This is a genomic window from Comamonas brasiliensis (assembly GCF_018292285.1).
Lineage (GTDB): Bacteria > Pseudomonadota > Gammaproteobacteria > Burkholderiales > Burkholderiaceae_C > Comamonas > Comamonas brasiliensis.
Genome location: NZ_JAANES010000001.1, coordinates 1,460,994 through 1,485,455, shown reverse-complemented (window position 1 = coordinate 1,485,455; position 24,462 = coordinate 1,460,994). Strand labels below are relative to the sequence as shown.

The 24,462-nt window shown below is 58.0% G+C and carries 22 protein-coding genes; 5 read left to right on the top strand and 17 right to left on the bottom strand.

The annotated features are described in order from the left end of the window. Nucleotides 1–27: 27 nt before the first annotated feature. The 5 genes from prmB to dapC form a co-directional block, all read right to left on the bottom strand. Nucleotides 28–966, bottom strand: a complete 939-nt coding sequence (gene prmB / locus DJFAAGMI_RS06680) for a 50S ribosomal protein L3 N(5)-glutamine methyltransferase (protein ID WP_211456437.1) — start codon at nt 964–966, stop codon at nt 28–30. Next, nucleotides 963–2,162: a succinyl-diaminopimelate desuccinylase gene (gene dapE / locus DJFAAGMI_RS06675; RefSeq protein ID WP_211456436.1), complete on the bottom strand. Its 1,200-nt coding sequence runs from the start codon at nt 2,160–2,162 to the stop codon at nt 963–965. The genes prmB and dapE overlap by 4 nt, the downstream gene beginning before the upstream one ends. A gap of 54 nt (nt 2,163–2,216) precedes the next feature. Next, on the bottom strand, nt 2,217–3,386 hold the full coding sequence (locus DJFAAGMI_RS06670) for a PilT/PilU family type 4a pilus ATPase (RefSeq protein WP_211456435.1): 1,170 nt from the start codon (nt 3,384–3,386) through the stop codon (nt 2,217–2,219). A 198-nt stretch (nt 3,387–3,584) separates the two neighbouring features. Continuing rightward, nucleotides 3,585–4,418: a 2,3,4,5-tetrahydropyridine-2,6-dicarboxylate N-succinyltransferase gene (gene dapD / locus DJFAAGMI_RS06665; protein ID WP_043005088.1), complete on the bottom strand. Its 834-nt coding sequence runs from the start codon at nt 4,416–4,418 to the stop codon at nt 3,585–3,587. A 79-nt stretch (nt 4,419–4,497) separates the two neighbouring features. Further along, nucleotides 4,498–5,703: a succinyldiaminopimelate transaminase gene (gene dapC / locus DJFAAGMI_RS06660; RefSeq protein WP_211456434.1), complete on the bottom strand. Its 1,206-nt coding sequence runs from the start codon at nt 5,701–5,703 to the stop codon at nt 4,498–4,500. Nucleotides 5,704–5,892: 189 nt separating this feature from the next. Between dapC and DJFAAGMI_RS06655 the strand changes: the two genes are divergently transcribed. Beyond that, nucleotides 5,893–7,386 (top strand): methyl-accepting chemotaxis protein, encoded by a 1,494-nt coding sequence (locus tag DJFAAGMI_RS06655; protein ID WP_211456433.1) that lies wholly within the window; start codon nt 5,893–5,895, stop codon nt 7,384–7,386. A gap of 93 nt (nt 7,387–7,479) precedes the next feature. Here DJFAAGMI_RS06655 and rsxB read toward each other — a convergent pair whose 3' ends face one another. The 3 genes from rsxB to dusA all read right to left on the bottom strand — a co-directional run bounded on the left by rsxB (nt 7,480) and on the right by dusA (nt 10,809). Continuing rightward, complete coding sequence (rsxB, locus tag DJFAAGMI_RS06650) at nt 7,480–8,154, bottom strand: electron transport complex subunit RsxB (protein ID WP_211456432.1); 675 nt, start codon at nt 8,152–8,154, stop codon at nt 7,480–7,482. Nucleotides 8,155–8,171: 17 nt separating this feature from the next. Beyond that, nucleotides 8,172–9,605, bottom strand: coding sequence for a polyhydroxyalkanoate depolymerase (locus DJFAAGMI_RS06645; protein WP_211456431.1), 1,434 nt, complete (start codon nt 9,603–9,605; stop codon nt 8,172–8,174). Between the two features lie 169 nt (nt 9,606–9,774). Beyond that, nucleotides 9,775–10,809, bottom strand: a complete 1,035-nt coding sequence (dusA, locus tag DJFAAGMI_RS06640; protein ID WP_283245727.1) for a tRNA dihydrouridine(20/20a) synthase DusA — start codon at nt 10,807–10,809, stop codon at nt 9,775–9,777. 114 nt (nt 10,810–10,923) lie between these two features. Between dusA and DJFAAGMI_RS06635 the strand changes: the two genes are divergently transcribed. Beyond that, a complete protein-coding gene (locus DJFAAGMI_RS06635) occupies nt 10,924–11,985 on the top strand; it encodes a tyrosine-type recombinase/integrase (protein ID WP_211456430.1) in 1,062 nt (353 codons plus the stop codon). 37 nt (nt 11,986–12,022) lie between these two features. On the opposite strand, the gene DJFAAGMI_RS06630 is transcribed toward DJFAAGMI_RS06635, so the two are convergent. Together DJFAAGMI_RS06630 and DJFAAGMI_RS06625 are read right to left on the bottom strand one after the other, a co-directional pair. Continuing rightward, entirely contained in the window at nt 12,023–12,274 is a 252-nt protein-coding gene (locus DJFAAGMI_RS06630; protein WP_211456429.1) for a pyocin activator PrtN family protein, read from the bottom strand. Nucleotides 12,275–12,463: 189 nt separating this feature from the next. Next, nucleotides 12,464–13,666: a GGDEF domain-containing protein gene (locus DJFAAGMI_RS06625; RefSeq protein ID WP_211456765.1), complete on the bottom strand. Its 1,203-nt coding sequence runs from the start codon at nt 13,664–13,666 to the stop codon at nt 12,464–12,466. A gap of 450 nt (nt 13,667–14,116) precedes the next feature. On the opposite strand from DJFAAGMI_RS06625, the gene DJFAAGMI_RS06620 reads away from it, so the two are divergent. Further along, nucleotides 14,117–14,545 (top strand): Hsp20/alpha crystallin family protein, encoded by a 429-nt coding sequence (locus DJFAAGMI_RS06620; protein WP_211456428.1) that lies wholly within the window; start codon nt 14,117–14,119, stop codon nt 14,543–14,545. 417 nt (nt 14,546–14,962) lie between these two features. Here the strand turns inward: DJFAAGMI_RS06620 and DJFAAGMI_RS06615 are convergent, their stop codons facing one another. The 4 genes from DJFAAGMI_RS06615 to DJFAAGMI_RS06600 all read right to left on the bottom strand — a co-directional run bounded on the left by DJFAAGMI_RS06615 (nt 14,963) and on the right by DJFAAGMI_RS06600 (nt 17,641). Next, on the bottom strand, nt 14,963–16,090 hold the full coding sequence (locus DJFAAGMI_RS06615; RefSeq protein WP_211456427.1) for a recombinase RecT: 1,128 nt from the start codon (nt 16,088–16,090) through the stop codon (nt 14,963–14,965). Next, a complete protein-coding gene (locus DJFAAGMI_RS06610) occupies nt 16,087–16,896 on the bottom strand; it encodes a lambda exonuclease family protein (protein WP_211456426.1) in 810 nt (269 codons plus the stop codon). Before DJFAAGMI_RS06610 ends, DJFAAGMI_RS06615 begins: the two co-directional genes overlap by 4 nt. Nucleotides 16,897–17,000: 104 nt before the next feature. Next, nucleotides 17,001–17,258 (bottom strand): hypothetical protein, encoded by a 258-nt coding sequence (locus DJFAAGMI_RS06605; RefSeq protein WP_211456425.1) that lies wholly within the window; start codon nt 17,256–17,258, stop codon nt 17,001–17,003. Then, nucleotides 17,255–17,641, bottom strand: a complete 387-nt coding sequence (locus tag DJFAAGMI_RS06600; RefSeq protein ID WP_211456424.1) for a hypothetical protein — start codon at nt 17,639–17,641, stop codon at nt 17,255–17,257. Before DJFAAGMI_RS06600 ends, DJFAAGMI_RS06605 begins: the two co-directional genes overlap by 4 nt. 68 nt (nt 17,642–17,709) lie before the next feature. On the opposite strand from DJFAAGMI_RS06600, the gene DJFAAGMI_RS06595 reads away from it, so the two are divergent. After that, nucleotides 17,710–18,225: a hypothetical protein gene (locus tag DJFAAGMI_RS06595; RefSeq protein WP_211456423.1), complete on the top strand. Its 516-nt coding sequence runs from the start codon at nt 17,710–17,712 to the stop codon at nt 18,223–18,225. Between the two features lie 95 nt (nt 18,226–18,320). Further along, complete coding sequence (locus tag DJFAAGMI_RS06590; RefSeq protein WP_211456422.1) at nt 18,321–20,204, top strand: DUF262 domain-containing protein; 1,884 nt, start codon at nt 18,321–18,323, stop codon at nt 20,202–20,204. Between the two features lie 814 nt (nt 20,205–21,018). On the opposite strand, the gene DJFAAGMI_RS06585 is transcribed toward DJFAAGMI_RS06590, so the two are convergent. The 3 genes from DJFAAGMI_RS06585 to DJFAAGMI_RS06575 all read right to left on the bottom strand — a co-directional run bounded on the left by DJFAAGMI_RS06585 (nt 21,019) and on the right by DJFAAGMI_RS06575 (nt 24,231). Next, nucleotides 21,019–23,046 (bottom strand): S9 family peptidase, encoded by a 2,028-nt coding sequence (locus DJFAAGMI_RS06585; protein ID WP_211456421.1) that lies wholly within the window; start codon nt 23,044–23,046, stop codon nt 21,019–21,021. Nucleotides 23,047–23,137: 91 nt separating this feature from the next. Next, entirely contained in the window at nt 23,138–23,425 is a 288-nt protein-coding gene (locus DJFAAGMI_RS06580) for a hypothetical protein (RefSeq protein ID WP_211456420.1), read from the bottom strand. A 200-nt stretch (nt 23,426–23,625) separates the two neighbouring features. Further along, complete coding sequence (locus DJFAAGMI_RS06575) at nt 23,626–24,231, bottom strand: DUF4142 domain-containing protein (protein ID WP_211456419.1); 606 nt, start codon at nt 24,229–24,231, stop codon at nt 23,626–23,628. Nucleotides 24,232–24,462: the final 231 nt, after the last annotated feature.

Here is a 24,462-nt window from a genome sequence, read left to right as displayed (position 1 = left end):
GGCCTTTTTGGCTGATAGCGTCTGCCTTTATGAGGACAGCGCGTTGTCGGACCAGTGGCGCAGGGCCTCTTCGGTAATCAGCAGAACCTGCTCGTCACCCGAACTGGTGTCGAGCCAGAACACGGGCAGATCAGGGAAGGCGGCCTCGAAGTACGGCTTTTCGTTGCCGATTTCCAGCACCACCACGGCATCCTTGTTCAGGCGAGCAGGCAGATCCTGGAGCAGTTGGCGGATGAAGTCCATGCCGTCGGTGCCGCCGGCCAGGGCCAGCTCGGGTTCGGCCTGGTACTCGGCGGGAAGCTTGCCCATGCTGTCGGAGTTCACATAGGGCGGGTTGCACAGCACCAGATCCCAGGGGCCGGGCACCTGGCCCATGCCGTTGCTTTCCAGCAGTGTCACGCGATCCTGCAGTCCATGCTTGTCCACATTGATGCGGGCGACGGCCAGGGCATCGGTCGAGATGTCGGCTCCGGTCACCCGGACTTCGGGATAGGCCATGGCGGCTAGGCAGGCCAGGGAGCCGTTGCCGGTGCACAGATCCAGCACTTGCACAGTCTTGTCGGACAGCCAGCCGTCGATGCTGCCGTCGGCCAGCAGCTCCGCGATGAAGCTGCGCGGCACGATGGAGCGTTCGTCGATGTAGAAGGGCACTCCTACCAGCCAGGCTTCGTTCGTCAGATAGGCAGCGGGCTTGCGGCTGCGAATGCGCTCATCAAAAAGCGTAGCAGTCTGCGCTTGTATATCAAGGGAAACAGGCTGATTTGCGACAGATTCCGGAGCACCTGGAGTGAGCTCGCTGTCCAGGGGGAGGCCCAGCTTCCAGAGCACCAGCCAGGCCGCTTCGTCTTCGGCCGTGGCCGTGCCATGACCAAAAGCCACGCCGGCAGCGGTGAGCGCCTGGGTGCCGCTGGCAATCAGTTCGGCAACAGTGTTACCGGAGATCAGGGTTGTGCTGGTAGTGCTCATGCGGTCTGGGATGCGGTCTGCTGGCGCTGGAGTTGTTCCAGCGTCTTGCGGTAAATGTTCTTCAGCGGCTCGATATCGGCCACGGCAATGTGTTCGTCGATCTTGTGGATGCTGGCATTGGGCGGACCCATCTCGATGACCTGGGGGCAGATCTGGGCGATGAAGCGGCCATCGCTGGTGCCACCTGTGGTGGACAGCTCGGTATCCAGTCCGGTCTCATCCTTGATGGCTGCCTGCACGGCCTGCACCAGCGTGCCCGGCGTGGTCAGAAAGGGCTGGCCGCCCACGGTCCAGATCAGCGAGTATTCGACGCCGTGACGGTCCAGGATTTCATGCACGCGCTTTTGCAGGGAGTCGGAACTGGACTCGGTGCAGAAACGGAAATTGAAGTCGATTACCACGTGGCCGGGAATGACGTTGCTGGCGCCCGTGCCACCATGGATATTGCTGATCTGCCAGCTGGTGGGCGGGAAGAAGGCATTGCCCTGGTCCCAGACCGTGGCGGCGAGCTCGGCAAGTGCAGGCAGGGCCTCGTGAATGGGATTGCGTGCCAGTTGCGGATAGGCGATATGGCCTTGTACGCCGTTGACGGTGAGCTTGCCGCTCATGGTGCCGCGACGGCCGTTCTTGATCATGTCGCCGGTCTGTTTGACCGAGGTGGGCTCGCCCACAATGCACCAGTCCAGGCGTTCGCCGCGTTGGCGTAGCTGCTCGACCACGACCTTGGTGCCGTCGACCGAGGGGCCTTCCTCGTCGCTGGTCAGCAGCAGCGCAATGTCAAAGGCGGGCTCGGGCGTGGCCTGCAGAAACTCTTCCAGCGCCACGACAAAGGCCGCGATGGAGGTCTTCATATCGCTGGCCCCACGGCCATAGAGCTTGCCGTCGCGGTGCATGGGCACAAAAGGCGGGCTGGTCCATTCCTTGAGCGGACCAGGTGGCACCACATCGGTATGGCCGGCAAAGACCAGTACGGATCTATCTGAATTGATAGCGCCTTGCGCAGACTGCAAAGGCGCTGGAGAGCGTTTTGCCCATAGATTCTGTACGCGGAAGTCTGCGGGGCCGCTGTCCAGCCTCTCGCAGGCAAAGCCCATGGGCATCAGGGCATCGGCGAGCAGCTCAAGGCAGCCAGCATCTTCGGGAGTGACGGAGGGCAGGCTGATGAGCTGCTCGGTCAGTTGCAGGGTCCGGGACATGTAGGGAGAGGGCTTGAAACTAAAACAATGCCAAAGCCGCCTTGGCGGGCGGCTTCAGGCGGTTCTGACATCCAGGGTGATTTCCGTGAAGGACGGCATATCGTCATCGCCGGGCAGGATCACATCGGTGATGGCCGGAGCTTTGACAGTAGTGGCCGCATGGCTGACGTCATTATCCATACGCCACATCAGGTTCGTGGGCGAGTCGGCATAGGCCAGCGCTTCGTTGCGCTCAATTGTGCCACTGCGCACCAGCGCCGCCAGTGCTTCCTCAAAGGTCTGAGAACCTTCTGCCATGGATTTTTCCATGGCCTCCTTGACGCCGCCGAAGTCGCCCTTGACGATCATGTCGCTGATGAGCTTGGTGTTGAGCATCACCTCCACGGCCGGCACGCGCGTGCCGTCGACGGCGCGGACTAGGCGCTGGGAGATCACTGCCTTGAGCGAGGCTGCCAGCTCGCCCAGCATGCTGGGGCGCACTTCCTCGGGGAAAAAGGACAGGATGCGGTTGAGCGTGTGATAGCTGTTGTTGGCGTGCAGGGTGGCCAGGCACAGGTGACCGGACTGGGCATAGGCCAGCGCGGCCGACATGGTTTCGCGGTCGCGGATTTCGCCGATCAAAATGACATCGGGTGCCTGGCGCAGCGCGTTCTTGAGTGCAGTCGCAAGGGTACTGGTATCGGTGCCGACCTCACGCTGGTTGACAATCGATTTCTTGTTGCGGAACTGGAATTCGATGGGGTCTTCCACCGTCAGGATGTGGCCGGTGAGCTTTTCGTTGCGTTCTTCGATCATGGTCGCCAGCGTCGTGCTCTTGCCTGAGCCCGTTGCGCCTACCACCAGCACCAGGCCGCGTTTTTCCATGACCAGCTCGCTGACGATGCTGGGCAGATTCAGTTCATTGCGCGACGGAATCTGATACGAGATAAAGCGTACGACCACCGCATAGGAGCCACGCTGGCGCATGGCGCTGATACGGAAGCGGCCGATGCCGCTCATGGGGATCGCCATGTTCAGCTCGCCAGTCTGCTTGAGCTCTTCGATGGCTTCGGGCTTGACGACTTCGGAGAGCAAGGCCAGCGGAGCTTCGACCGGCAGTTCCTGATTGTTGATGGGGATGCAGATGCCGTTGATCTTGATCAGCGCGGGTGCCCGGGCGGAGAGATACACGTCCGATGCCTTTTTCTCGGACATCAGACGCAGAATTTTTTCCATGGTGCTCATTTGCTCTTCATCCTCTTTTGCGCAGCCTCTCTGTCTGCGCATGTTAGCGCGTGTCCAATCGGTACAGATGATGCATGACGCCCAAAGCCGAACTTCGGCATGAAAAAAGCCTGCGCGCTCACGAGCGGGCAGGCTTTTGTGCAGGGCTGGCCGGTGCAGCTTCCGCACCAGGGCGGAGCGAGCATGGCCGGGCGCCTATCAGTCGCGCAGCAGGTCGTTGATGCTGGTCTTCGAGCGGGTCTGTGCATCCACACGCTTGACGATGATGGCGGCATACATGGAGTAGTCCTTGCCATCCTTGGTCTGCTTGGGAATGTTGCCGCTGACCACCACCGAGCCGCTGGGCACGCGGCCGTAAGTGATTTCGCCGGTTTCGCGGTTGAACAGAGGGGTGGACTGGCCGATGTAGACGCCCATGCCCAGAACCGAGTTCTCTTCCACGATCACGCCTTCGACCACTTCGGAGCGAGCGCCGATGAAGCAGTTGTCTTCAATGATGGTGGGGTTGGCTTGCAGGGGCTCGAGCACGCCGCCCAGGCCCACGCCACCGGACAGGTGCACGTTCTTGCCCACTTGGGCGCAGGAGCCCACGGTAGCCCAGGTGTCGACCATGGTGCCTTCGTCCACATAGGCGCCGATGTTCACATAGGAGGGCATCAGGATGGCGCCCTTGGCGATGAAGGAGCCGCGACGGGCCACGGCAGGAGGCACCACGCGCACGCCGGTGGCAGCGATCTGGGCTTCGCTCATGCCTTCGAACTTGGTAGGCACCTTGTCGAAGAAGTTCAGGGCGCCGCCGTTGATCAGCGCATTGTCCTTGAGACGGAAGGAGAGCAGCACTGCCTTCTTGATCCACTGGTGCACCGTCCACTGGCCCACACCTTCGCGGGTGGCCACGCGTAGCTTGCCGTCGTTGAGTTCGGCAATCACGTGCTCCACGGCATCCACCACTTCCTTGGGGGCGGCGGAAGGCGAGATATTGGCACGGTTGTCCCAGGCGTTGTCGATGATGGATTGCAGTTGTTGCGTCATGATGTTTTCGGTCAAAGATCGAAAGTTGAGGTGAATCGTTGAGTCATGAGGTCTGCACAAGGCAGACCTTGGGTGGAAATCAGCGTGTGCGGGATTCGATGAACTGGGCAATACGCTGAGCTGCTTCAAGGCATTCTGCCGTTTCGGCCACCAGAGCCATTCGGATGCGGTTGGCCCCGGGGTTGAATCCATGGGCCTCGCGTGCCAGATAGCTTCCCGGCAAAACTGTCACGCCTGTATGAATATACAGCTCTTTGGCGAATTGTGCATCATCCATGCCCAATTCCGGCGGAATGCCGGCCCAGAGGTAGAAGCTGGCATCGGGCAGCTTGACATCCATGACCTTGGACAGCACGGGCGTCACCTGGGCAAACTTCTCGCGGTACAGGCGGCGATTCTCCTGCACATGGGCTTCGTCGCCCCAGGCAGCGACCGATGCCGTCTGAACCACAGGGCTCATGGCACCGCCGTGATAGGTTCGGTAGAGCAGGAAGGACTTGAGCAGGGCCGCATCGCCCGCGACAAAGCCGCTGCGCAATCCTGGCACATTGCTGCGCTTGGACAGGCTGGTGAACATGACCAGATTCTTGAAATCATGGCGACCGAGCTTTTGAGCTGCTTCCAGGCCGCCCAGAGGAGCTTCCTCCTGGAAGTAGATCTCGCTGTAGCACTCGTCGCTGGCAATCACAAAGCCATGCTTGTCGGACAGGGCAAACAGCTTTTCCCATTCGCCCAGCGGCATCACGGCGCCCGTGGGATTGCCGGGTGAGCAGACAAAAATCATCTGCGTGTTCTGCCATACCTCTTCGGGCACGGCATCCCAGTTCACGGCGAAGTTGCGCGCGGCATCGCTGGCAGCGTAATAGGGGGTAGCCCCGGCCAGCAGCGTCGCACCTTCGTAGATTTGATAGAAGGGGTTGGGGCAGATGACGCGCGCACCGGCCCGGGTGCTGTCCACCACCACCTGGGTGAAGGCAAACAGGGCTTCGCGCGAGCCATTGACGGGCAGAACCTGGGTCGCGGCATCCAGTTCGATGCCATAGCGTCGGTTGGCCCATTGGGCGCAGGCCTGGCGCAGGGCTGGCAGACCTGCGGTGGCGGGGTAGACGGACAGGCCCTGCAGTTCGCTGCTCAGTGCTTTTTCAATGAACGTTGGCGTGGCATGGCGCGGCTCTCCAATGCCCAGACTGATGGGGCGCAGGCCCTCAGGCGGCTGAGCAGAGGCAAACAGTTGGCGAAGACGTTCAAACGGATAAGGCTGTAAGCGCGAGAGCAGGGGATTCATAGTGACACATTATGGGCTGATGCCATTTTCGCATGAGAAAACAGTGCTCATGGTTCTGTTTTTGCGGGTTTGCAGGCTCCGGAAATTGCAATTTGTTACGTAAGCTGGGTGACAGAGCAAGTGGCTACCGTGAACAAGCTGCGAAGTCAGCAAACGAAGTCAACAACAAAAAACGAATGGAGACTGGCAATGCAAAAGCGCATCTTGCCCGACAAAAAAAACCGCGTACGAGTGAGGAATTCCGGCTTGCTGTGGATAGGGCTGCCATGGCTGCTTGCCGGGCCTGTTTTGTCCGCTCTGGGGCTCAGCGCAAGCTTGCAACTGGGCTGGTTGTCATTGTGGGCCCTGGGAGTGCTGCTGTGGCTGGGCGCTCTTCACAAGAGCTGGCAGCAGCAGTGGCAGAACATGCAGCTGGCGCTGGAAAAGGTCGCCCAAGGAGACCTGAGCATGAGCGCAGTCGCTGAGCCTAACCATGGGCGGGCTGCATCAAGCCTTACCGGGTCCATGGTGCACGCGCTGTCGGCCATGGTGGCCGATGTCCGCAGCAACGCGGCCCTGGTGGCCGAGGCCGGGCAGAGTATGGTCAAGGACCATCAGGCCCTGTCCGAGCGTACCGAGACGCAGGCGAGCAATCTGGCGCAGACCGTGGTCAGTGTCGAGCAGCTCACGGCGGCGGTTCAGCACAATGCGGAGGTGAGCAAGGCGGCCCATGGCCGCGCCGACGGCGTGCGCCTGGCTGCCGACCAGGGCGCCCAAGCCATGCAGCATGCGGTGCAGTCGGTGGAGCTGATCGAGCGCAATGCCGGGCGCATGCGGGAAATCATCGGGGTGATCGACGGTATTGCCTTTCAGACCAATATTCTGGCGCTCAATGCGGCGGTGGAGGCGGCCAGAGCCGGCGAGCAGGGGCGCGGCTTTGCTGTGGTGGCCAGTGAAGTGCGTACGCTGGCCCAGCGTAGCGCCGAGGCCGCCAAGGAGATTCGGCAACTGATCGGCGAAACCGTGCAGCAGGTCGGACGGAGCACGCAGCTGCTGCGCGGCGCGGTTGAGGAAATCCAGGGGGTGACGCGGGCCGTTCACGACGTGGTGAGCCATATGGGGGAGCTCTCGGACTCGGCCAGCAGCCAGAGTACGGGGCTTCAGGAAATCAGCAATGCCGTGCACCAGATCGATGAAATCACCCAGCACAACGCCCAGATGGTGGGCCAGGCACTGCAGCAGGCGCAGGAGTTGCAGCTGCGTGCTCAGCACCTGTCGGGCGCAGTGTCGCGCTTCAGATTGCAGCAGGGCACGGCAGAGGAGGCCGTGGCACTGGTGAATGCGACCATGCGGCAAGCCAGAAGCTCCTCGAGTGTCGCCAGCCTGCTGCAGGTCGTCTCCGATCCTGCGCAGCCGTTTCACGACCGCGATATGTATGTGTTTGCCCTGTCCGCTGAAGGGGAGTACCGGGCTTTCGGCGGCAATCCGGCCAAAGTGGGGCTGCGTGTGCAGGACGTACCCGGTATCGACGGCGACCGCCTGATGGCCGATATCATGGCCCAGGCCGAACTTCGCCCGGGCTGGGTGGAATACGACTACATCAACCCCAGCAATCAGCAGGTGCAGACCAAGATGTCCTATGTCTGCAAGCACGCAGGCCTCTACTGGGGTTGTGGCGTCTACAAGAGCCTGGTCGGGGCCTAGTGAAACCCCGAGAGAGCTTTACAGTCCCAGAAGATGCTATTGAATCAAGAGCTGCTAGCGCTTTATATATAAGCGATAGAGGCTTGTTTGGTATCAATTCTGGGCGCGCTGAGCCTTGGCCTTGGCCAGAATGGCGGCAATCGCCGCTTTTTTGTCCTGGGCTGGTGCTACCGCCGTGACGGCCTGAGCGCTGGTTTCTGTTGCCGCGGGCTGCGCCGTGGTGCGCACCGGCGCGTTGGCCTTTCGGCCCGTGCGCTGCAGATGTAAGCCATAGCGGCTGCGGGCATGCCCGGCCTGGGCAGCGCTCCAGGCGGACCAGCCCGTGGCGTCGGCGCTGGCATTGACCAGTTCTATGCAATCGACCGGGCAGACGGGAATACACAGCTCGCAGCCCGTGCAATGCTCGGCAATCACGGTATGCATGCGCTTGTTGGCACCCAAAATCGCATCGGTAGGGCAGGCCTTGATGCACAGCGTGCAGCCTATGCACCAGGCTTCGTCGATCACGGCCAGGGCGCGGGGTGTCTCCAGGCCGTTCTCGGCATTGAGCGGCAACTCCGGCCTGCCGGTGATGGACGCCAGGCGGCGCACGCCCTCCTGGCCGCCGGGGGGGCATTGGTTGATGGCGGCTTCTCCGCTTGCAATGGCCTGGGCATAGGCCGCGCAGTCGGGATAACCGCAGCGCGTGCACTGTGTCTGGGGCAGGGCTGCATCAATGTTCGCAGCCAATGCTTGAAGCGAAGAGGCTGCGGACAGGGATGAGTTCATTCTGGTCTGGTGAGCCTTTACGCCCTGGCGCGGTGGGAGCCGCGTCCTTTCTGGGCAGGGGCGCTATTTTGACCTGTTTTCGCAGTCTTGACAGGCTTGTCGGCATGGGCTTCATTGCTTTCCAGCTCGGGCCCATCATCGCTGACGCTGCTCAGGTGACCGGCGGCGCTGGCGGCCGTGGCGCTGGCTGGCTGGTGGGACAGGATGAAGTCACGTACCTGGGGGTAGACGGTCTTGCGCCAGCGGCTGCCGCTGAAGATGCCGTAATGGCCCGCGCCTTGCACTTCGATATGCTGGCGTGCCTCGGCAGCGATGCCGGCACACAGATCATGGGCGGCACGGGTCTGGCCGGCACCCGAAATATCGTCCAGCTCGCCTTCAACCGTCAGCAAGGCCGTGTTCCTGATGTCCTGCGGGCGCACCAGCTCGGGCTTGCCCTGCTCGTTCCTGACTTCCCAGGTGCCCTTGACCAGCTTGTATTCCTGAAACACGGTGGCGATGGTTTCCAGGTAGTAGTCGGCGTCCATGTCCAGTACCGCGTTGTACTCGTCATAGAACTTGCGGTGATGCTCGGCGCTGGCCTCGTCGCCCTTGATCAGGTCCTTGAAATAGTCGTAGTGGCTGTTGGCGTGGCGGTCGGGATTCATGGCCACAAAGCCCGAGTACTGCAAAAAGCCCGGGTAGACACGGCGGCCGGCACCAGGGTAATTGTTGGGTACTTCGTAGATGACGTTGTTTTCGAACCATTCGTAGCTGCGGGTCTCGGCCAGGTTGTTCACGGCCGTCGGCGAGCGGCGTGCATCGATGGGCCCGCCCATCATGGTCATGGACAGCGGCGTGACTTCGCCACGGCTGGCCATCAGCGAAACCGCTGCCAGCACCGGCACCGTGGGCTGGCAGACGCTGACCACATGGCACTGGCCATAGCGCCCTTGCAGATAGCGAATGAACTCCTGCACATAGTTCACATAGTCGTCCAGGTGGAATTCTCCCTCGGACAGCGGCACGATGCGGGCGTTCTTCCAGTCGGTGATATATACCTTGTGGCCTCCCAGCATGCTTTGCACAGTGTCGCGCAGCAAGGTGGCGTAGTGGCCGGAGAGTGGGGCCACGATCAGCACCACAGGCTGGCTGAGCATGAGATCCAGCGTTTCGGGGTCGTCGGAGAAGCGCTTGAAGCGGCGCAGTTCGCAAAATGGCTTGTCGATCTCTACACGTTCGCGGATAGTGACATCCACGCCGTTGACCTCGACGTTATGCAGATCGAACTCGGGCTTTTCGTAGTCCTTGCCCAGGCGATACATCAGGTTGAAGCCCGCAGCCATGCGCTGGGCCAAGGGCACCTGGCTGAAGACCGAATGAGGGTTGTTGTAGAACTTGGACGCGGCCTGGGCAAAGTCTGCAAATGGCTCGACCATTGCGCGCTGCATTTCGTAGATCTGATAGAGCATCGGAGGCACTTTTGCGGGTTATGTTGCAGTGCAATATAACAGCAGAGTTTGACATGCGAAGTAGTGAATTCCCTTCAAACTCCGGATCTGCGGGGATTGCGCAACGAAGGCCGGATTTCACAGCGTCTGAAAGTAAAAAAGCTGACCAAAGTCAGCTTTTCATGCAGGGTCATAGCATCTGCTCTGCGGCTTCCTGCTGGATTTCGTTCGGCTTGGTGCGGGCCAGTTTCATCACCTCGTGCGGCGGCAGGGTCTTGAGGCGGTGGTCGCTCCAGACCTGGCGCCAGCGGCGCGCACCGGCAAGACCGTTGCGCAGACCGAGCATATGTCGGGCAATCGAATACCAGTGCGTGCCATGCTCGCGTGCTTCGCGCTCCATATACAGCACCATCTGCTCTTCAATATGCTCACGCGTGCGCTCTTTGCTCTCATCCTGATAGTAAAGAGCATCCCAGGACGCCATCCACCAGGGGTTGTGATAGGCCTCGCGGCCCACCATGACGCCATCGACCTGCTGCAATTGCTGCTGCACCACATTATCGGTCTTGATGCCGCCGTTGACGGCGATGGTCAGGCCCGGAAAGTCGCGCTTGAGCTGTGCCACAACTTCATAGCGCAGCGGCGGAATCTCACGGTTTTCCTTGGGAGAGAGGCCTTTGAGCCAGGCATTGCGAGCGTGAACCACAAACACCTGGCAACCCGCGTCGGCAACGGTCCCGACGAAGTCGCGCACAAAATCGTAGCTTTCGATCTTGTCGATGCCGATTCGGTGCTTGACAGTGACGGGCACGGACACCGCATCTGCCATGGCCTTGACGCAATCGGCCACCAGTGCGGCCTCGTTCATCAGACAGGCGCCGAAAGCGCCGCGCTGCACGCGTTCGCTAGGGCAGCCGCAGTTGAGATTGATCTCGTCATAGCCCCACTGCTCGCCCAGGCGCGCGCTGTGCGCCAGATCGGCCGGCTCCGAGCCTCCCAGTTGCAGTGCCACTGGATGTTCCTCGGCTTCAAAACGCAGATGGCGGGCCACATCGCCATGCACCAGAGCACCGGTGGTCACCATTTCGGTATAGAGCAGGGTGTGCTGGCTGAGCAGACGGTGGAAGTAGCGGCAATGCTTGTCTGTCCAGTCCATCATAGGGGCCACCGACATGCGCCACATGTTGTTAGGTTGTTGATTTTGCTTGATATTTTTGTCGTTCATAGCATGAAAACTGTGCCGTGGTGCCTTGAATATCCGTGGTGTGGTGCCTGATTTTGCCTATAGGCGCCACTCTCAGTGCTACATTGAGGCACCACGAAATTCATGGTGCCTTGTATGGGAACTATCACTCAACGCAAGAGAGCGGATGGCTCGATCTCATTTCGTGCGCAGGTCCGTGTACGGCAGGGAAATGAGTACCTTCATGGCGAGTCCAAGACCTTCACCAGGCGAGCTTTGGCGCAGGAGTGGATCCGTCGACGTGAGTTCGAAATAGAGAAGGCAACTGCCAGCGGGGAGCCGATCAAGGGCCACATCACTCTAAAACAGATACTTGAGGATTATGTCAGCGATGCAAAAGGCATCGTGGCATGGGGGCGGTCCAAGACGGCAGACATCACCCGTTTGCGGAAGGCCAAGCTGGCGCACCGGGATGCCCGGCATCTGCGTGCCATCGACTTCATCGAGTATGCCAGGTGGCGGCGCACCGAAGAGGATGCAGGTCCGGCCACCGTGCTCAACGACATTGTCTGGCTGCGACAGGCCTGCCTGGGGGCCGTGGCGCGCTATGGCATGCACAAGCTGGTGCAGGAGCTGGACGCTGCCAAGCAGGAGCTGCTGCGGCTGAAGATCATCTCCAAGCCACGCCGGCGCATACGCCGTCTGAGGGCAGAGGAAGAGGCTGCGCTGCGGGCGTACTTTGCCAAGCAGGAGACTCGCGCCTCGATTCCCATGCTGCAGATCTTTGAGTTTGCGCTGCTGACCACGCGGCGCCAGGAAGAGATCACCACGCTCAAGGTTGCCGATGTGGACTTCGAAAGCCGCGTGGGCTGGCTGGATGATGTGAAGCATCCCAAGCTCAAGACCGGCAACCGGCGCTGTTTTCGGATGCTGGAGCCTGCACTGGAGCTGATCAGACGCCGAATGGAGTCAGGGCAGACAGGTGAGCTGGTCTTTCCCTACAACCATCGAAGCATAGGCTCCAGTTTTACGCGAGCATGCAAGCTTCTGAACATCCCGGATCTGCGGTTCCATGATCTGCGACATGAAGCAATCAGCAGGCTGTTTGAAAGAGGCTACAGCATTGAGCAGGTCGCGCAGTTTTCCCTGCACGAGTCTTGGACTTCTTTGAAGATCTACACCCACCTCGATCCAGCAGATGTACCCGAGTTGGGGTAGCGTGATGTGCTCTGCGCTCACTGCTCATCCGTACAAGTCAGCACCTCACAGATATCCACTCCTGCTCGGCCTGAACCTTCTTCTGGTCGATGTACGCAGCGAGCTTGCTCGCATCCATAAACCACTGGCTCTTGTTGGACCCCAGGCGGTAAGCAGGCACCGGCAATGCCTGTTTGTTCGCGGCTTCGGCCGCTTTTTTGCGGCTCAGTCCGAAGAACTCCGTGCAGCATTTCTCCAGCGGGATGTTCACATCGCCATAGATGGCGAGTAGTGCGAAGTGCGTGTTCATGATGTGGCCCTTCCTCTTTGATCATTGATCGACTTGTGCTGTGTTGGTAGTGGGCAAAGCCGTATGCACCTGCGCAAATGCTGATTGCTTGCACAGGTCTGCGGAAAGTAAGAAGCCCGCTCATAGGCGGGCTGGTACTGGCTAAGTGAACTGCTGCTGTTGCCAGGGAGCTTAAAGCTGCTGTTGTTCTTAAGTTGCTTGCTTGTTGCGCTGCGTATTGATATCCCGAGAGGGATCTGGGTAGTCCGCTCCAGATACCCGGATCTGATCGCGCCCCGCGTTCTTTGCCTGACAAAGCAGTTGTTCTGCTTCTGTCATTGCTTGCTCGAACTTGGTGGATTTGGCGAAGGTTGCAATCCCGAAGCTCATGGTTGCCTGATAGCCGGCCGGAAGAACAGTGTTTTGGGTTGCAAGGTCGCGCCGGATTCGATGGGCTATCTGCTTCGCTTCCTTCTGGGTGATTTCAGTCAGCAGCATCGCAAACTTTTCACCGTCAAACCGGGCTACAAGGTCGCGCTCGCGCGCATGTTCTTGCAAAGTCGCCGAGATGAACTGCAGCACTTTATCGCCCCGCTTATGTCCCAAGCTATCGTTGATTTGTTTGAAGTGGTCTATGGCGCAGACAACCATCGCCAGGGGGAAGTACCTTGAGTCTTCAATGCGTTTGTGGGCTTGTTGTCGAAACGAGCACCGATTTGGTAACTGGGTCAGTCCATCAACGTTGCGTTCCTTGCTCAGCTCGTCCCATGCTTGCTTCGCGGCAATGGCGCTCATCACAAAAGTGAAGAGAAGCGCGAAACCGTGAGCGCTCACCAAAGTCAGAGTCCAAGACAGAGGCATGAGCGGTAATCGGAGATCTGAGTAATCCTGCATCCACATAAAAACTGGTTGAGTGAGCGTGAAGATGGCGAGGATGATGCTGAGCCAAAGCAGTGATTTATCCAGCCAGTCAAATGCGTTCGTCTTGGTACGAGCCCGCAGTATGGGCAGCAGTAAAACAAGACTGCAGCCGAGGCTGATGGAGCTCAACTGGCCCCACTCATTCGCGTCAACCCAGCAGAAGTGATATAGCGAGATCAAGGCGACGATGGCGATCCACGATGCGAGTTGGGGTTGGGGCGAAATGCGCCATCGCTGTGCCCAACTATTGCCAAGGCACCAGGCGCTCAGGAGGTAAAAACTGCCGATAAGCAATGCAAAGCGATTGAGTACCTCGAAGGGGAAGAGCGTCTGGGCACCAAGAGCCAGAGCCGTGAGCGTATAGGCGCATGCTTGCCACAGCAGAAAGCGCTGAGATCGATGGACAAGCCAAGCGCCGATCAGTACGGCTGAGAGGAACAGTATTGCTAAAGGTGGTGCCAGAACCAGGAGTAGTTCGTTGATTCCAGTCATCAGGTCAGAGCCTCCCTGATCGAATTCGAAACAATCCGCTGCACTGCTCATAAGTGCATGGCCATCCGGCCTTACCCTTGTTCATATAGATCGACACGGAATGTTGCAAGTCATTGCGACGATTGACTTTTGATCTATGTCATTTGATTCGTCCCTCGGTAGGCAATTCCAAAGTGCATGGAAATGCTTCTACATTGCTCCCCTGGTCCTGCCCGATTTCTGAATCAAAGGAGGACCTACATGGAAGGCATGGAAAGTGCGGGTGCTTCCATGCAGAGCTCAAATACCGAGAATTTGAGATAGATCAACTTAGTGTCGACAAGCACTTTTGACCTCGAATTCGGCCCAATTTCGACTCTTGAAAAGTTCGTGGCGGCTCATAAGTGCTCGGTACGGCAAGGTCGACATCGCGAGAACTTGACCGGATGTACTTTTTCAAAGGAGCAAAAAATGAACTCTCTGATCACCCGTGGAAGTTTGTTCGATGATCTTTTCAAAGATGTAGCGTCTGGCTTTTTTGTGCGCCCGCTGCATGGTGAGTCGCTGCCAGCGGCCTCCGACATCAAGATCGACGTCCAGGAAAACGACGCCGACTTCGTGGTGCATGCAGAGATGCCTGGTGTCTCCAAGGACAAGATCAGCGTGTCCGTGGAGGGGGCAACGGTGCAAATCCGAGCCGAGGTCGAGCAAAAAGACGAGCAGCGCGATAACGGTCGCCTGATTCGCAGTGAGCGCTACTACGGAGCGGTTTCGCGAGGCTTCACACTGCCTTCTGTAGTGGACTCTGCGCAGGCCAAGGCCAAGTACACCGATGGAGTGCTGAGGCTTACCTTGCCCAAAATGACGCATAGCTCTTCAAATAGGTTGCTCATTGAGTAACCGATCCAGCCGCCAGGAGGTGTTCAACTTTCTGAGCGGTTGGGCAAGAGCAGAAGCCCGCCGTGTGCGGGCTTCTTTCCCCCGCTCAGCCATGGTGAGCAAAGTAGCGCTCAATGGCTGAGTCCAAGCGCGTACGATCATGAAATCTCTAAGTGCTGTCGGATTGCTGATGGCGGTAAGCGCCGTGAGTGCCTGCAAGTACGAACCCCCAAAGCCCAAGTTGGACACATTGCCTTCAGCTGTTGAGGGTGTTCAGCAACCACTGCCAGGACCTGCAATGCAAGCGCCGCTGCCCAAAAGCGATCCTGCTGTAGATGCTTCAAAGCCTCGCTGAGCGCCGTGGCCCGGGTCGTACCGTGGTTACCTTCTCTGGCCAAGGCCCTCAGGGTGGTAGGGGGCTGTTGTCGTCTGCCCCGGCTATGAATGCTCGATTTCCTCGCGCAAGGCGTCGTACTTGGCCGAGAGCGTTTGGCGCTCTTCGCGGCTATCGACATGCATGATCAGATCCGCGGCCTCATCCAGCTTTTCCAGCGTCCTGGCGCGCAGCAGCAGGTCCAGCACCTGGGTCGGCGTGTAGCTGATCTGGCTTTGGGAACCAGCTTGCGGTGGTGCTGGCGCTGGGCTGCTGGCGGGCACGTCGATCACGCCATCTTCATTCGGGCCCGGGTCCGGCGTTGGCTCGGCAGCATCTTGCTGCATGTCTTCCGGGACCATGGCGAACTCGCCGTCGATGATGGTTCCGGCATCAAGGTGCTGGTCCTTGCCAGCCTCGGCCAGGCCGTCCAGGGCGGCAGCGGTCTGGAACTCCACGGACAGCGGCAGGTATTTGGCCAAGCGACGAATGACCGTTTTGCGGCCCATCTCGATAAAGTGATCCCACCAGGGGCCCGACATCGGAATACGGTTGCCCGTCTTGCGACCGCCCACCCATTCGTCTTTATAGGCCGCCTGGCTGCCCTCGCGGATCTGCTCGACCTGCTTGCGGCTCATGAATTCGAAGCAGTAGCCTCCATCCTTGAGCTTGGCCACGGCGTAGAAGCCAATGACCTCGCCGCGCTCGCCCAAGGCCGGGCGATGTTCGAGCTTTTCATCCAGGCCATAGACCAAGTCGAAGTGATCGTTCTCGCAGACCTCGTGGGCTGCAATGCTCACGATCTGGCCGCTTCGCCGCGCCAGATCGATCAGGCCCTTGTAGCCAATGATGACCTGAACGCTGTTGACCCAGCGCTCGTTGCCATTACCGTCCTTGCGCTTGGTGTTGAACGGCACCAGGTAGGCATGGCCCAGCACCGTATTGGGCTCCAGCCCCATCTGGGCGCATTGGCCGATGGCTCCTACCAGACTGGCGACATCGCACTTGACCAGACCCGGGGTGGAGGTGGCCGCGATCTGTGCCACTTTCAGCAGGCGCTCGGCGTTCAGGTGCTTGGGCAGCATCTTGGCGATTTCAGTGCTGCGCTTTTTCAAGTGATAGGCAATCGCATCCTTCGGAGTGGGCTGTGCGGCGCCGTTGACGGCGGCAGCTTGTGGAATTTGGGTGGTCATGCTGCGATCTCCTGAGTTTGGCCGCGCAGGGCAGCCTCGTTGTGGTCCACCAGCTGCTTGAACTCCAGCAGCTCGGCTTCCATGGTGTTGATGTAGTCGTCGTCCCGGGGCACGCGCCAGCGCGTGAAGTCGCGGCCGATGGCGCTCAGGGCCGGGCAGTAGATGCAAAAGTCCCACCACTGCCGGCCCGTGATCCACATGCCGCCCTGGACCTGGTCCATGAACTCGCCGATGTCGTTGTCGACCAGGGCCTTGCGCAAGCGCATGGGGTCGACAAGGCATTTGTATTCGGCGCCGCCCACGGCATCGATCAGGCCGTCGGCACTGGCCCCGAAGACGTTGTCGGCGGTGGTCACAAAGCCGCAGGGCTCGACCGTCAAACCGGCATGCTGCTCATGCGCGGCGCGTGCCAGGGGCTCCAGTTCATGACCGCGCTTCATGGCCCAGGTCTCGAAGCCTTCATCCAAGGGCTCGCCGCTGATGCGCTCGACCGCCAGTCGAAAGGCATAGTTTTTGGCGGCCTCGGAGTAGTCGCCAATGGGCAGACCATCGATGGCACGCTGAACGGTCTCTGTGAGCCTGGGCTTGGTCTTGTAGCCGGCCTTGGCGGCGGCGGCATCGATTGCCATGCCGGCGCGCAGAGCGGCCACCAACTCGGTCTGCTGCTGCGTCAGCCCGCCCACGCGCTCGCGAGCGGTGGCGAACATGCTGGCGGTGATGACGCCGGCGCGCGCCCGTTTCCATTCATCCGTGCCCTGGGAGCTGTAGTGCACGATGAACGGGGGAAGGTCGATGCGTGAATTCATAAAAACCTCCTTGGGTGGACGGGGATACAGAGGGGGAACGCCTTATGGCTTCCAGGCCAGGGCGGCAAAAGCGGCAGCGATGAAGAGCAGGGCGATGGCTTCGTTCATGGCTTTTCCTTCAGGCACTGCACGGTCTGCGAGCTCAGCCATTCGGCATGCCTGCCAGGGCACAGCCATGCGCCGACAGCAGCGCGCTTGATGTCTTGCGCAGTGAGGGCAACGCCGGCCCCGCCACGCACAGCCCACCAGCCGCCGATGGCGATACATGCCAGCACAAGCAGCAGGCCCAGAAACAGCAAAGCCCGCTTGAGGGCGGGCTTGCGTCGGCGTGCAAGGCGCTGGATCTGGATGGGCGGGCTCATTGCAGTGATTCCATGTGCGCCGCATAGATCGAAAAAGCATGCTGGGCTCCAAACCAGTCGGCCATGCGCTGCTTGAGCTGGAGCATGCTTTTGGGGCCAGGGCAGACCATCAGCTCCGCATAAGCATCTGCGGTGGAGTCGTCGCTGGCAACACCTTCATGCAGGATTTCATCGGCTGACCAGCCACGGTTCGCAAACACGATGTCTTTGAACCAGTCGCAGGGCTTGGCAATGCCTTGCAGGGCGGCCAGGACGATCAGAGGAGCTTGTCGCTCGGCCTCTGCGTGCAGGGCCGCTGCGGCTTCCTGCTCGTCCTCCCAGGCTTCGGCGTCGGCGTGCGGATTACAGGTCGGGCCTGCATAAACCGGTACTCGTGCGTTCATGGCTGCCTCCAATAAAAAAGCCCGCAATTGCGGGCAATGATTGAGTAACTAATGGTTACATTAAGTGGATGACTACTCAACTGCCAAAAAATGTCGGTGAAGCTCTTTCGCCAGTCACTGATCACATTGATGTAAAGAGCTGGGAGGAAAATCAGCCCTTGTGTTTAGGGGGGGCGGGTGCCTCACTGGCGGTGTTGCTGGTCGCCGTTCAAGTGGCAGGTCGAAATCCAGAGATGCTTCACCACGCATCGACTGGATTTGCTGCCGCAGCTATTCCGATCTGGCTCGCTTTGTGGCAGTTGAGTGATACCAATGCTTTTTGGAGAGTCAAGGGGGTAGCGCACTCGAAGAAAACTCCATGGCTGTTAATTTCCTCGTTGATGTTTGTGTTGGCCCTTGTATGCCTTTACATCTCTGTTCTCTGCCTGCTTTCAGCTTTTTCTCCGGTTGCAGCTATCACATGGCTGGTTTTCGGTCTCTTTTTTGGTGCTTTTGTAGCCTGGCATTCCCAAGTCGTCAGTGCTTATGCCAAAAAAGCTAGCAACACTGGCGGTAAGCCCAAAGTGACGAGAAGGCGTCGCTAGGGCGCAATTCGGAAGCTTTTTTGCCAGGCGCAGGTCCTGCGTCGACGCCGTTGTATCAGCGGTGAAATAAAGAAAGTGTCGAGATAGGCCTCAAAATGGATTCGAGAAATTTCAACGTAGAGCAAATCTTTCAGGACAGACGGCAATATCGTGTTCCGTTCTACCAACGACCTTATGTGTGGAATCGTGAGGACCAGTGGGGTAGGTTATGGGAGGATATTCGAGATAAAGCGGACGCGCGCCTGCAGGGAGGCAGGATTTTTCCACATTTCATGGGGGCGGTAGTTCTCGAGCCCCAGAAAAAAACTGGTTTGTTAGGTGTCGAGAGGCATCACATCATTGACGGTCAACAGCGGCTAACAACCTTGCAGTATGTGCTGACGGCACTAGTCCATGCATTGCGCTCGGTCGATGGCGAAAGACTGCTACCACTCATCCAGGCGTGCCTCAATAACGCCAATCCCGAAACAATGGAGGAAGTTGCGGTCGAGCGATTCAAGTTGTGGCCAACGTTTCGAGACAGAGGCCAGTATGAACAAGCTATGACGGCTGGCTCTATTGAAGAATTGCGGCTGCGCTTTCCAGACAGCTTCACTCAAAGTGGTAGCTTGCGGAAGATCGGAGTCGTACATCCTCCAGCGCTGGAAGCTATCGTTTTCTTCCATGAGCAAATGGTCGAGTGGGTGAACGACTCTGCTGAGGGTAACGTCACAGAGCGCTCGATGGCGCTGGCTTCGGCGGTGCTTAAAGATCTGTCCATCGTTTGTATCTCACTGGGCGACGAAGACGATGCGCAAGTGATATTCGAGACCCTCAATGGCCATGGGGCTGAGTTGCATGCGACTGACTTGATCCGCAACTTCATTTTTATGCGTGCCGGGTCAAATGCTGACGATCTATACAGCACTCTTTGGAGCCAATTTGAGGGGCCAATCTGGTCTGAGGCGCAATCAAGAGGGCGTCTGAACCGACCTCGACTTGAGTGGTTTGTTCAAACCGCCGTGCAAGCCCAGACGGGTGAGGAGATTGACGTAGGCCGTTTGTATGCGGGCTATCGGCGCTTTGTTGATGGAGCCTCTGGTCTTCATGGTGCAAGCGCACAATTGGAGATGCTCAATCGATACGGGGAGCACTACAAAGCGATGGTTATGGGTTCAGGCAATTCACCCATCGCCACTTTTGGACGTCGTATTGCAGTATGGGATGCATCACCGGCACATGCACTTGCACTTCGCGTCGCTACTTCGACGTTGTCCGCAGTTGAGCAGCTAGAAATCTTCGAAGTCATTGAGTCGTACTTGGTACGACGCGCTGTGTGTGGACTATCTCGCAAAAACTACAACAAGGTATTTGCGCAGCAGCTTCGAAAATTGATTGAGTCCGACTTCAGTGCGGCCTCCCTCAGAATGGCTCTAGCTGCTCTGTCTGGAGATGCCTCACGCTGGCCTACCGACGAAGAGTTTCGGCGGCAGTGGCTCGATGGCGACGCATATCCTGGTCGCTTGGACGCCCCGAAGCTAAGGGCAATGTTCCATCGTTTGGAAACCGAACTTCGTACTGAGAAGACCGAAGAGCCTATACCTCTTGCATTGGACTCTTTGGATATCGATCACATCCTTCCGCAGTCTTGGTACTCTTATTGGCCGCTAGTGGATGGGGCGGAGGTATCTGTCGATGAGGCTCGGGCAGCTGATCATCTAAGGTATGCGACCGAAGGCGTGGACGAGAAAACGAAAGCCATTCTGGATCGTCAAAATGCAGTTCCCCGTATTGGAAACCTCACATTGGTTCATTACGGCGTGAATCGTGCACTTCAAAACCATGGGTTTGAAGCGAAGCGCGAGGCTGTGTTCGAGCATTCAAACTTACACTTGAACCGTGAACTGCTACGCGTCACCAATTGGGATGAGTCTGCTATTGCGATTCGCGGAGAAATTTTGTTGAAGGCTGCATTACGAATTTGGCCAGGACCAGTATGAGAATGCTTCGTCCAGGTCTGACCGCGGAACTTATAGTGAGCCAGAGCAGCATTAGTCCCGGAGGAAACAAATGATGGAATGGATCTTGATGCTCTCGCTCAACTTGCTGAGCGGCGTACCTGGAGAGGTGCGTGACATGTCCTTGTCGACTATTAGTGGCTTCACTTCTAAGCAGTCGTGTGAGACTGCTGGAAATAAGCTCGCGGAGCGCGCAATCGCACTAGTGGGAAAGCAGCGTGAGCGAGAGGGCATCGCAAGCAACACTCGCAAATCCATGCCCGCCATCAACTATGAGTGCATCCTGATTTCTAAGTAAGAAAGCCCGCGAGCGGTGGCTGCGGGCTTGAAAAAAGAGCCGGTTGCCTTTCTAGGCATGCCTGGGAAATGGTCAGGTCGAGAAGGAGGAGGCTCCCAGGCCCGGCGTAAGCGGTGAAAGTCTGCGCAAAGCTGTTCACGCAGTCAATGCTGATATAGCTTGCCCCCAAGTTGCCAGCACCTGCTTGCTTTAGATCATCAAAGCTCTGTATGACTCAGCTCGCGTATGGAAGCTAGGGGGCCGAAAAAACAAGCCCGCAAGCAGTTGCTGCGGGCTGAAATAAAAAGCCGGCGACCTATTGGGTCATGCCTGGGCAAAGTGAGCAAGCGAAAGGAGTGTTTGATACCCAGGCCCGGCAAAACAGGTTGGCGGCTCGAATTTTGCCCGAGGAAAAGCAGGCAATCAATACGCACGGAAATGCAAAAATGGGTGATGTCTGTTCAGGGCCTCGACTGCCGGTGCTCGATATCAGCGCTTTGGCTTGGCATTGCCTGCGGCTCAAGCATCGGGGTCCGGAGGTACATCCGCTTCTGATGGTATGTCCGTGTTCACAGAGGCATCAAGCCATTGGGCGATCCTTTGCAGTGCATCAATGCGGTGGCTTGGTTTGCCCGAAACGGAAAATGAATGACCCGCGCCCGGATAGAGAACCATCTCGGTTTTGGCCGTCCCCAGATATGCGAGCTTGACAAAGAGCTCCTCTGTCTGGGCTCGCGGGCAGCGCTCGTCATTGGCGCCCTGCAAAAACAATGTCGGCGTTTTCGCCTTGTCGATGGTGAAGGCTGGCGAGAGCTTATTGACGATACTTCGAAAATCCTTCCGGCTGGTATCCATGGCATAGGCATCCGAGTAATAGCCCGTGTCAGAGGTGCCGAAGTGAGATTCGATGTTGGCGACCGGTGCGCATATCACTGCTGCGCTGAGTTGGTGATTTCTCGCAATGCAATAGGCCGCCAAGAAGCCGCCGTAGGATGTGCCACACACGGCCACATGCTCGCTGGCCAGTCCCTCACTCTGCAGTTGGTTGACGATGGCAAGATGTTGCGGCCAGTCCAGTTCGCCCCACTTCCCGCGCAGGCGGTCTGAGAATTCTCTACCGTAGCTGCTTGAGCCGACGGCGTTCGCCGCAATGACGATCCACCCCTGGGAAGCGAGCAGTTGCCAATAGGGATGTGTGGAGAATTTGAGATCTGCATAGCTTGCCGGGCCACCGTGGAAGTCCACCAGCAGAGGCTTCTTTCCATTCTTTGCTGAGCCAGGTTGCGTCGCCGACGTCAACACCCAGGCATCAATGCGCTCATTCTTGCCGCTGCCGTCCGGAACATCAAAGCTGCGGAAGTTGCTGGTCAGGGGCGTTTTATCGTCCCACCAATCATTGAAGTTGCTGATTTTTTGCTCGTCACCCTCGGCCGATTTCTTGAAGTAGATCTCCTGCGGTTCATGTGCACTTTCACCGATATAGACGAATCCCTCACCAAGGACCATGGAGCTTAAGTGTCGATTTCCGCCGGCGACCATCGTGAGATTCCCATCCGGAACGCTAATGAGAGCCGCACACTGCAGTCCCTTGTGGACGCGAATAAAGCCGATGGAGCGTGAGTCTCTTGACCAGCAAAGGTCGCCTGCCAGAACCTCCAAGGAAACGGGCCCCAGGCCCGCGACCGTCTTTGTCTGGACATCGATAAGCCAAAGACGCATTTGGGCATCGCCTTCAGCGTGCGAGCCCATGAAAACTATCCATCGGCCGTCGGGGGACCAACTCGGCGACGAACTATTGCTTTGCTCGAACGACAGTTGTTCGCAAGAGCTGAGTACCCCATCTTCGACCTTAAGCAGCCAAATGTCCGTGCGATGGTATTCCTTGTCCTTTTGGCGCGTGCGTGAGATGCAGATACAGCTCCCATCAGGACTCCAAGCTGCGCTTTGCACGTTGTAATCGCCCGAGGTCAACTGCGTCGCCGTCCCGTCCTCGCTATCAACGATGAAAAGATGGCTACGACTGTTGAGCAGGTAGCCACTTCCATCGAGCTTGTAGGGAAGCCTCCAGCATAGTTGAGGAGCGTTCGGGTCGGGAGCATTGTGACAAGCACCATCGTGGCGATCACAACCTTGCTCGCGCTGATCTGGATCCACTGTGGTGGTGCCAATTGCCAACAGCTTTTTACCGTCGGGCCTCCATCGGATCTCGGATGCACCGCGAGACAAGTGCGTCAACTGGCGAGGTTCTCCGCCATTGCACGCAAGCAGATAGATTTGTGCAACGCCAGGATTTTGTTTATCGGACAGGTAAGCGATCTGTTTGGCGTCCGGGGACCAGCGCGGGGCTGAGTCCATTGATGCTCCCCATGTCAGCTGTCGGGGTGTGCCGGGTTCCATGGTCGAAAGCAACCATATACATGACGAGTAGCTATCTCGATCCTGGTCAGCTTTTTTTACTGAGCAAAGCACCGCGTCATTGGGCGAGATATGGAGATCGGAGATGACGCTTTCTAAAAAGATATCCTCAGGAACGAACGAGTCAGACATTCCATTCTCCTTGGGGCCATGAAAAACGGCTCGGCAAATGCCAAGCCGTAATCGATGTCAGTGAGTGTTGAGCAAGCTTTTCAAAGCTTGCTCACTTCTTTTGACTGGCGTCGTTCCCTTGATTTCCTTGCTTGTTGCCCTGGTTTTGCTGAGCATTCTGTGAGCCCTGGCCCCCTTGCTGTTGCTGTTGATTGTTCTGCTGGTTTTGCTGGTTGTTTTGCTGGTTCTGTTGGTTTTGCTGGTTGTTCTGCTGATTGTTCGCATTCTGCTGGTTCTGAGAGCCGCCCTTCATTTGTTCCTCCTGAGCTGTGGATGCATTTTGCTGATTCGCATTGTTTTGGTTTTGTTGGTTGGCATTGTTTTGGTTTTGCTGCGTCATGATCAACTCCTTAAAGATGAACCGAAAAAATCTCCGGCAAGCTCATGAGGCAATCTGCGTGCCAGCCCTATCCAACTGAGTGCACCTCCGAGATCGTTGGAATGGGGGGCAATCAGGAGCTTCTTGCCGTATCTTTTTCATTCGTCTGAGCACGATGATGGCTTCACGGTACTGCCTTCCTGATTGCCTTGGCGTCCCGGTTACTTAGACTTTGCTGCCTGGAGGTCGCGCGCCATCTTTAGATGATGTTCCAGTGTGGGCAGCGTCGACGTGACAAAGGATTTGAGTTGCGGATCCTGAACCTGTTGGCTTGCTTTGCGAAATAGATCAACAGTTTCAACGTGAGCGCGCACGCCCATGCTCTCGCTGTAGAGCCGGTCAAAGGTTTCTCCTTGAGCAGCTTCGAGAAGCTTGAGCTTGTCCGTTTGCTCAGCCGAAGGCAGCTTTGGTAGCGTCACGTCTTTTGCTGCAGCCAAGCTTTCCAACTCTTTTCCCGTCTTGCTATGGTCTTCGACCATCTTCGTGGCGAATGCCTTCACCTGGGCTTGCGATGCCTTTTTCGTAGCCAACTGGCTGCTTTCGATCTCCGCTTGATTGTTTTGCGCCGCTTGCTTCATGAAGGCAACTTCCTGCGCGGATAGCTGCTCCTTGGACTTGCGAGTTTCGTTCTTTGGTGCCGCTTCGGTAGCTGCATTGTTGCCGGGCTGTTGAGCGTTGGCAGCCAGAGGTAAACCCAGTAGTGCGGCAGCGAGCACCAAGCTGGTCGAACGAATGCCGCGGCATTGAAGTCGGTTGGTAACCTTCATTGCAGACTCCTGATGAATGGGGGACTCGTCTGCGGCAATTTAGATGCCTATCACTGTTCGAGGCTTGAGATTTCCCTTTCCGACATCGCTGCGGCATATCGCGGGCACGAAATTTGCCAGCACAAGCGTTGCCCGACTGCCCTTCTTTCGGCTTGAGTCATGCTTGAGTGGGAAAGAGTCTTTGAGCACTTGCGGATGCTTCAGGGATTGGCAGTCGGGTCCATTGCCATT

Bases quoted from the DNA above. Each gene is read 5' to 3' on its own strand.
- DJFAAGMI_RS06580 (WP_211456420.1), bottom strand. From the start codon at position 23,425: ATGACGCAGCAAAACCAAAACAATGCCAACCAACAAAACCAAAACAAT.
- DJFAAGMI_RS06625 (WP_211456765.1), bottom strand. From the start codon at position 13,666: ATGACTGGAATCAACGAACTACTCCTGGTTCTGGCACCACCTTTAGCA.
- DJFAAGMI_RS06600 (WP_211456424.1), bottom strand. From the start codon at position 17,641: ATGAACGCACGAGTACCGGTTTATGCAGGCCCGACCTGTAATCCGCAC.
- DJFAAGMI_RS06635 (WP_211456430.1), top strand. From the start codon at position 10,924: ATGGGAACTATCACTCAACGCAAGAGAGCGGATGGCTCGATCTCATTT.
- DJFAAGMI_RS06605 (WP_211456425.1), bottom strand. From the start codon at position 17,258: ATGAGCCCGCCCATCCAGATCCAGCGCCTTGCACGCCGACGCAAGCCC.
- DJFAAGMI_RS06670 (WP_211456435.1), bottom strand. From the start codon at position 3,386: ATGAGCACCATGGAAAAAATTCTGCGTCTGATGTCCGAGAAAAAGGCA.
- DJFAAGMI_RS06630 (WP_211456429.1), bottom strand. From the start codon at position 12,274: ATGAACACGCACTTCGCACTACTCGCCATCTATGGCGATGTGAACATC.
- rsxB (WP_211456432.1), bottom strand. From the start codon at position 8,154: ATGAACTCATCCCTGTCCGCAGCCTCTTCGCTTCAAGCATTGGCTGCG.
- DJFAAGMI_RS06655 (WP_211456433.1), top strand. From the start codon at position 5,893: ATGCAAAAGCGCATCTTGCCCGACAAAAAAAACCGCGTACGAGTGAGG.
- DJFAAGMI_RS06590 (WP_211456422.1), top strand. From the start codon at position 18,321: ATGGATTCGAGAAATTTCAACGTAGAGCAAATCTTTCAGGACAGACGG.
- prmB (WP_211456437.1), bottom strand. From the start codon at position 966: ATGAGCACTACCAGCACAACCCTGATCTCCGGTAACACTGTTGCCGAA.
- DJFAAGMI_RS06620 (WP_211456428.1), top strand. From the start codon at position 14,117: ATGAACTCTCTGATCACCCGTGGAAGTTTGTTCGATGATCTTTTCAAA.
- DJFAAGMI_RS06645 (WP_211456431.1), bottom strand. From the start codon at position 9,605: ATGCTCTATCAGATCTACGAAATGCAGCGCGCAATGGTCGAGCCATTT.
- DJFAAGMI_RS06610 (WP_211456426.1), bottom strand. From the start codon at position 16,896: ATGAATTCACGCATCGACCTTCCCCCGTTCATCGTGCACTACAGCTCC.
- DJFAAGMI_RS06595 (WP_211456423.1), top strand. From the start codon at position 17,710: ATGACTACTCAACTGCCAAAAAATGTCGGTGAAGCTCTTTCGCCAGTC.
- dapD (WP_043005088.1), bottom strand. From the start codon at position 4,418: ATGACGCAACAACTGCAATCCATCATCGACAACGCCTGGGACAACCGT.
- DJFAAGMI_RS06615 (WP_211456427.1), bottom strand. From the start codon at position 16,090: ATGACCACCCAAATTCCACAAGCTGCCGCCGTCAACGGCGCCGCACAG.
- DJFAAGMI_RS06575 (WP_211456419.1), bottom strand. From the start codon at position 24,231: ATGAAGGTTACCAACCGACTTCAATGCCGCGGCATTCGTTCGACCAGC.
- dapC (WP_211456434.1), bottom strand. From the start codon at position 5,703: ATGAATCCCCTGCTCTCGCGCTTACAGCCTTATCCGTTTGAACGTCTT.
- dusA (WP_283245727.1), bottom strand. From the start codon at position 10,809: ATGAACGACAAAAATATCAAGCAAAATCAACAACCTAACAACATGTGG.
- dapE (WP_211456436.1), bottom strand. From the start codon at position 2,162: ATGTCCCGGACCCTGCAACTGACCGAGCAGCTCATCAGCCTGCCCTCC.
- DJFAAGMI_RS06585 (WP_211456421.1), bottom strand. From the start codon at position 23,046: ATGTCTGACTCGTTCGTTCCTGAGGATATCTTTTTAGAAAGCGTCATC.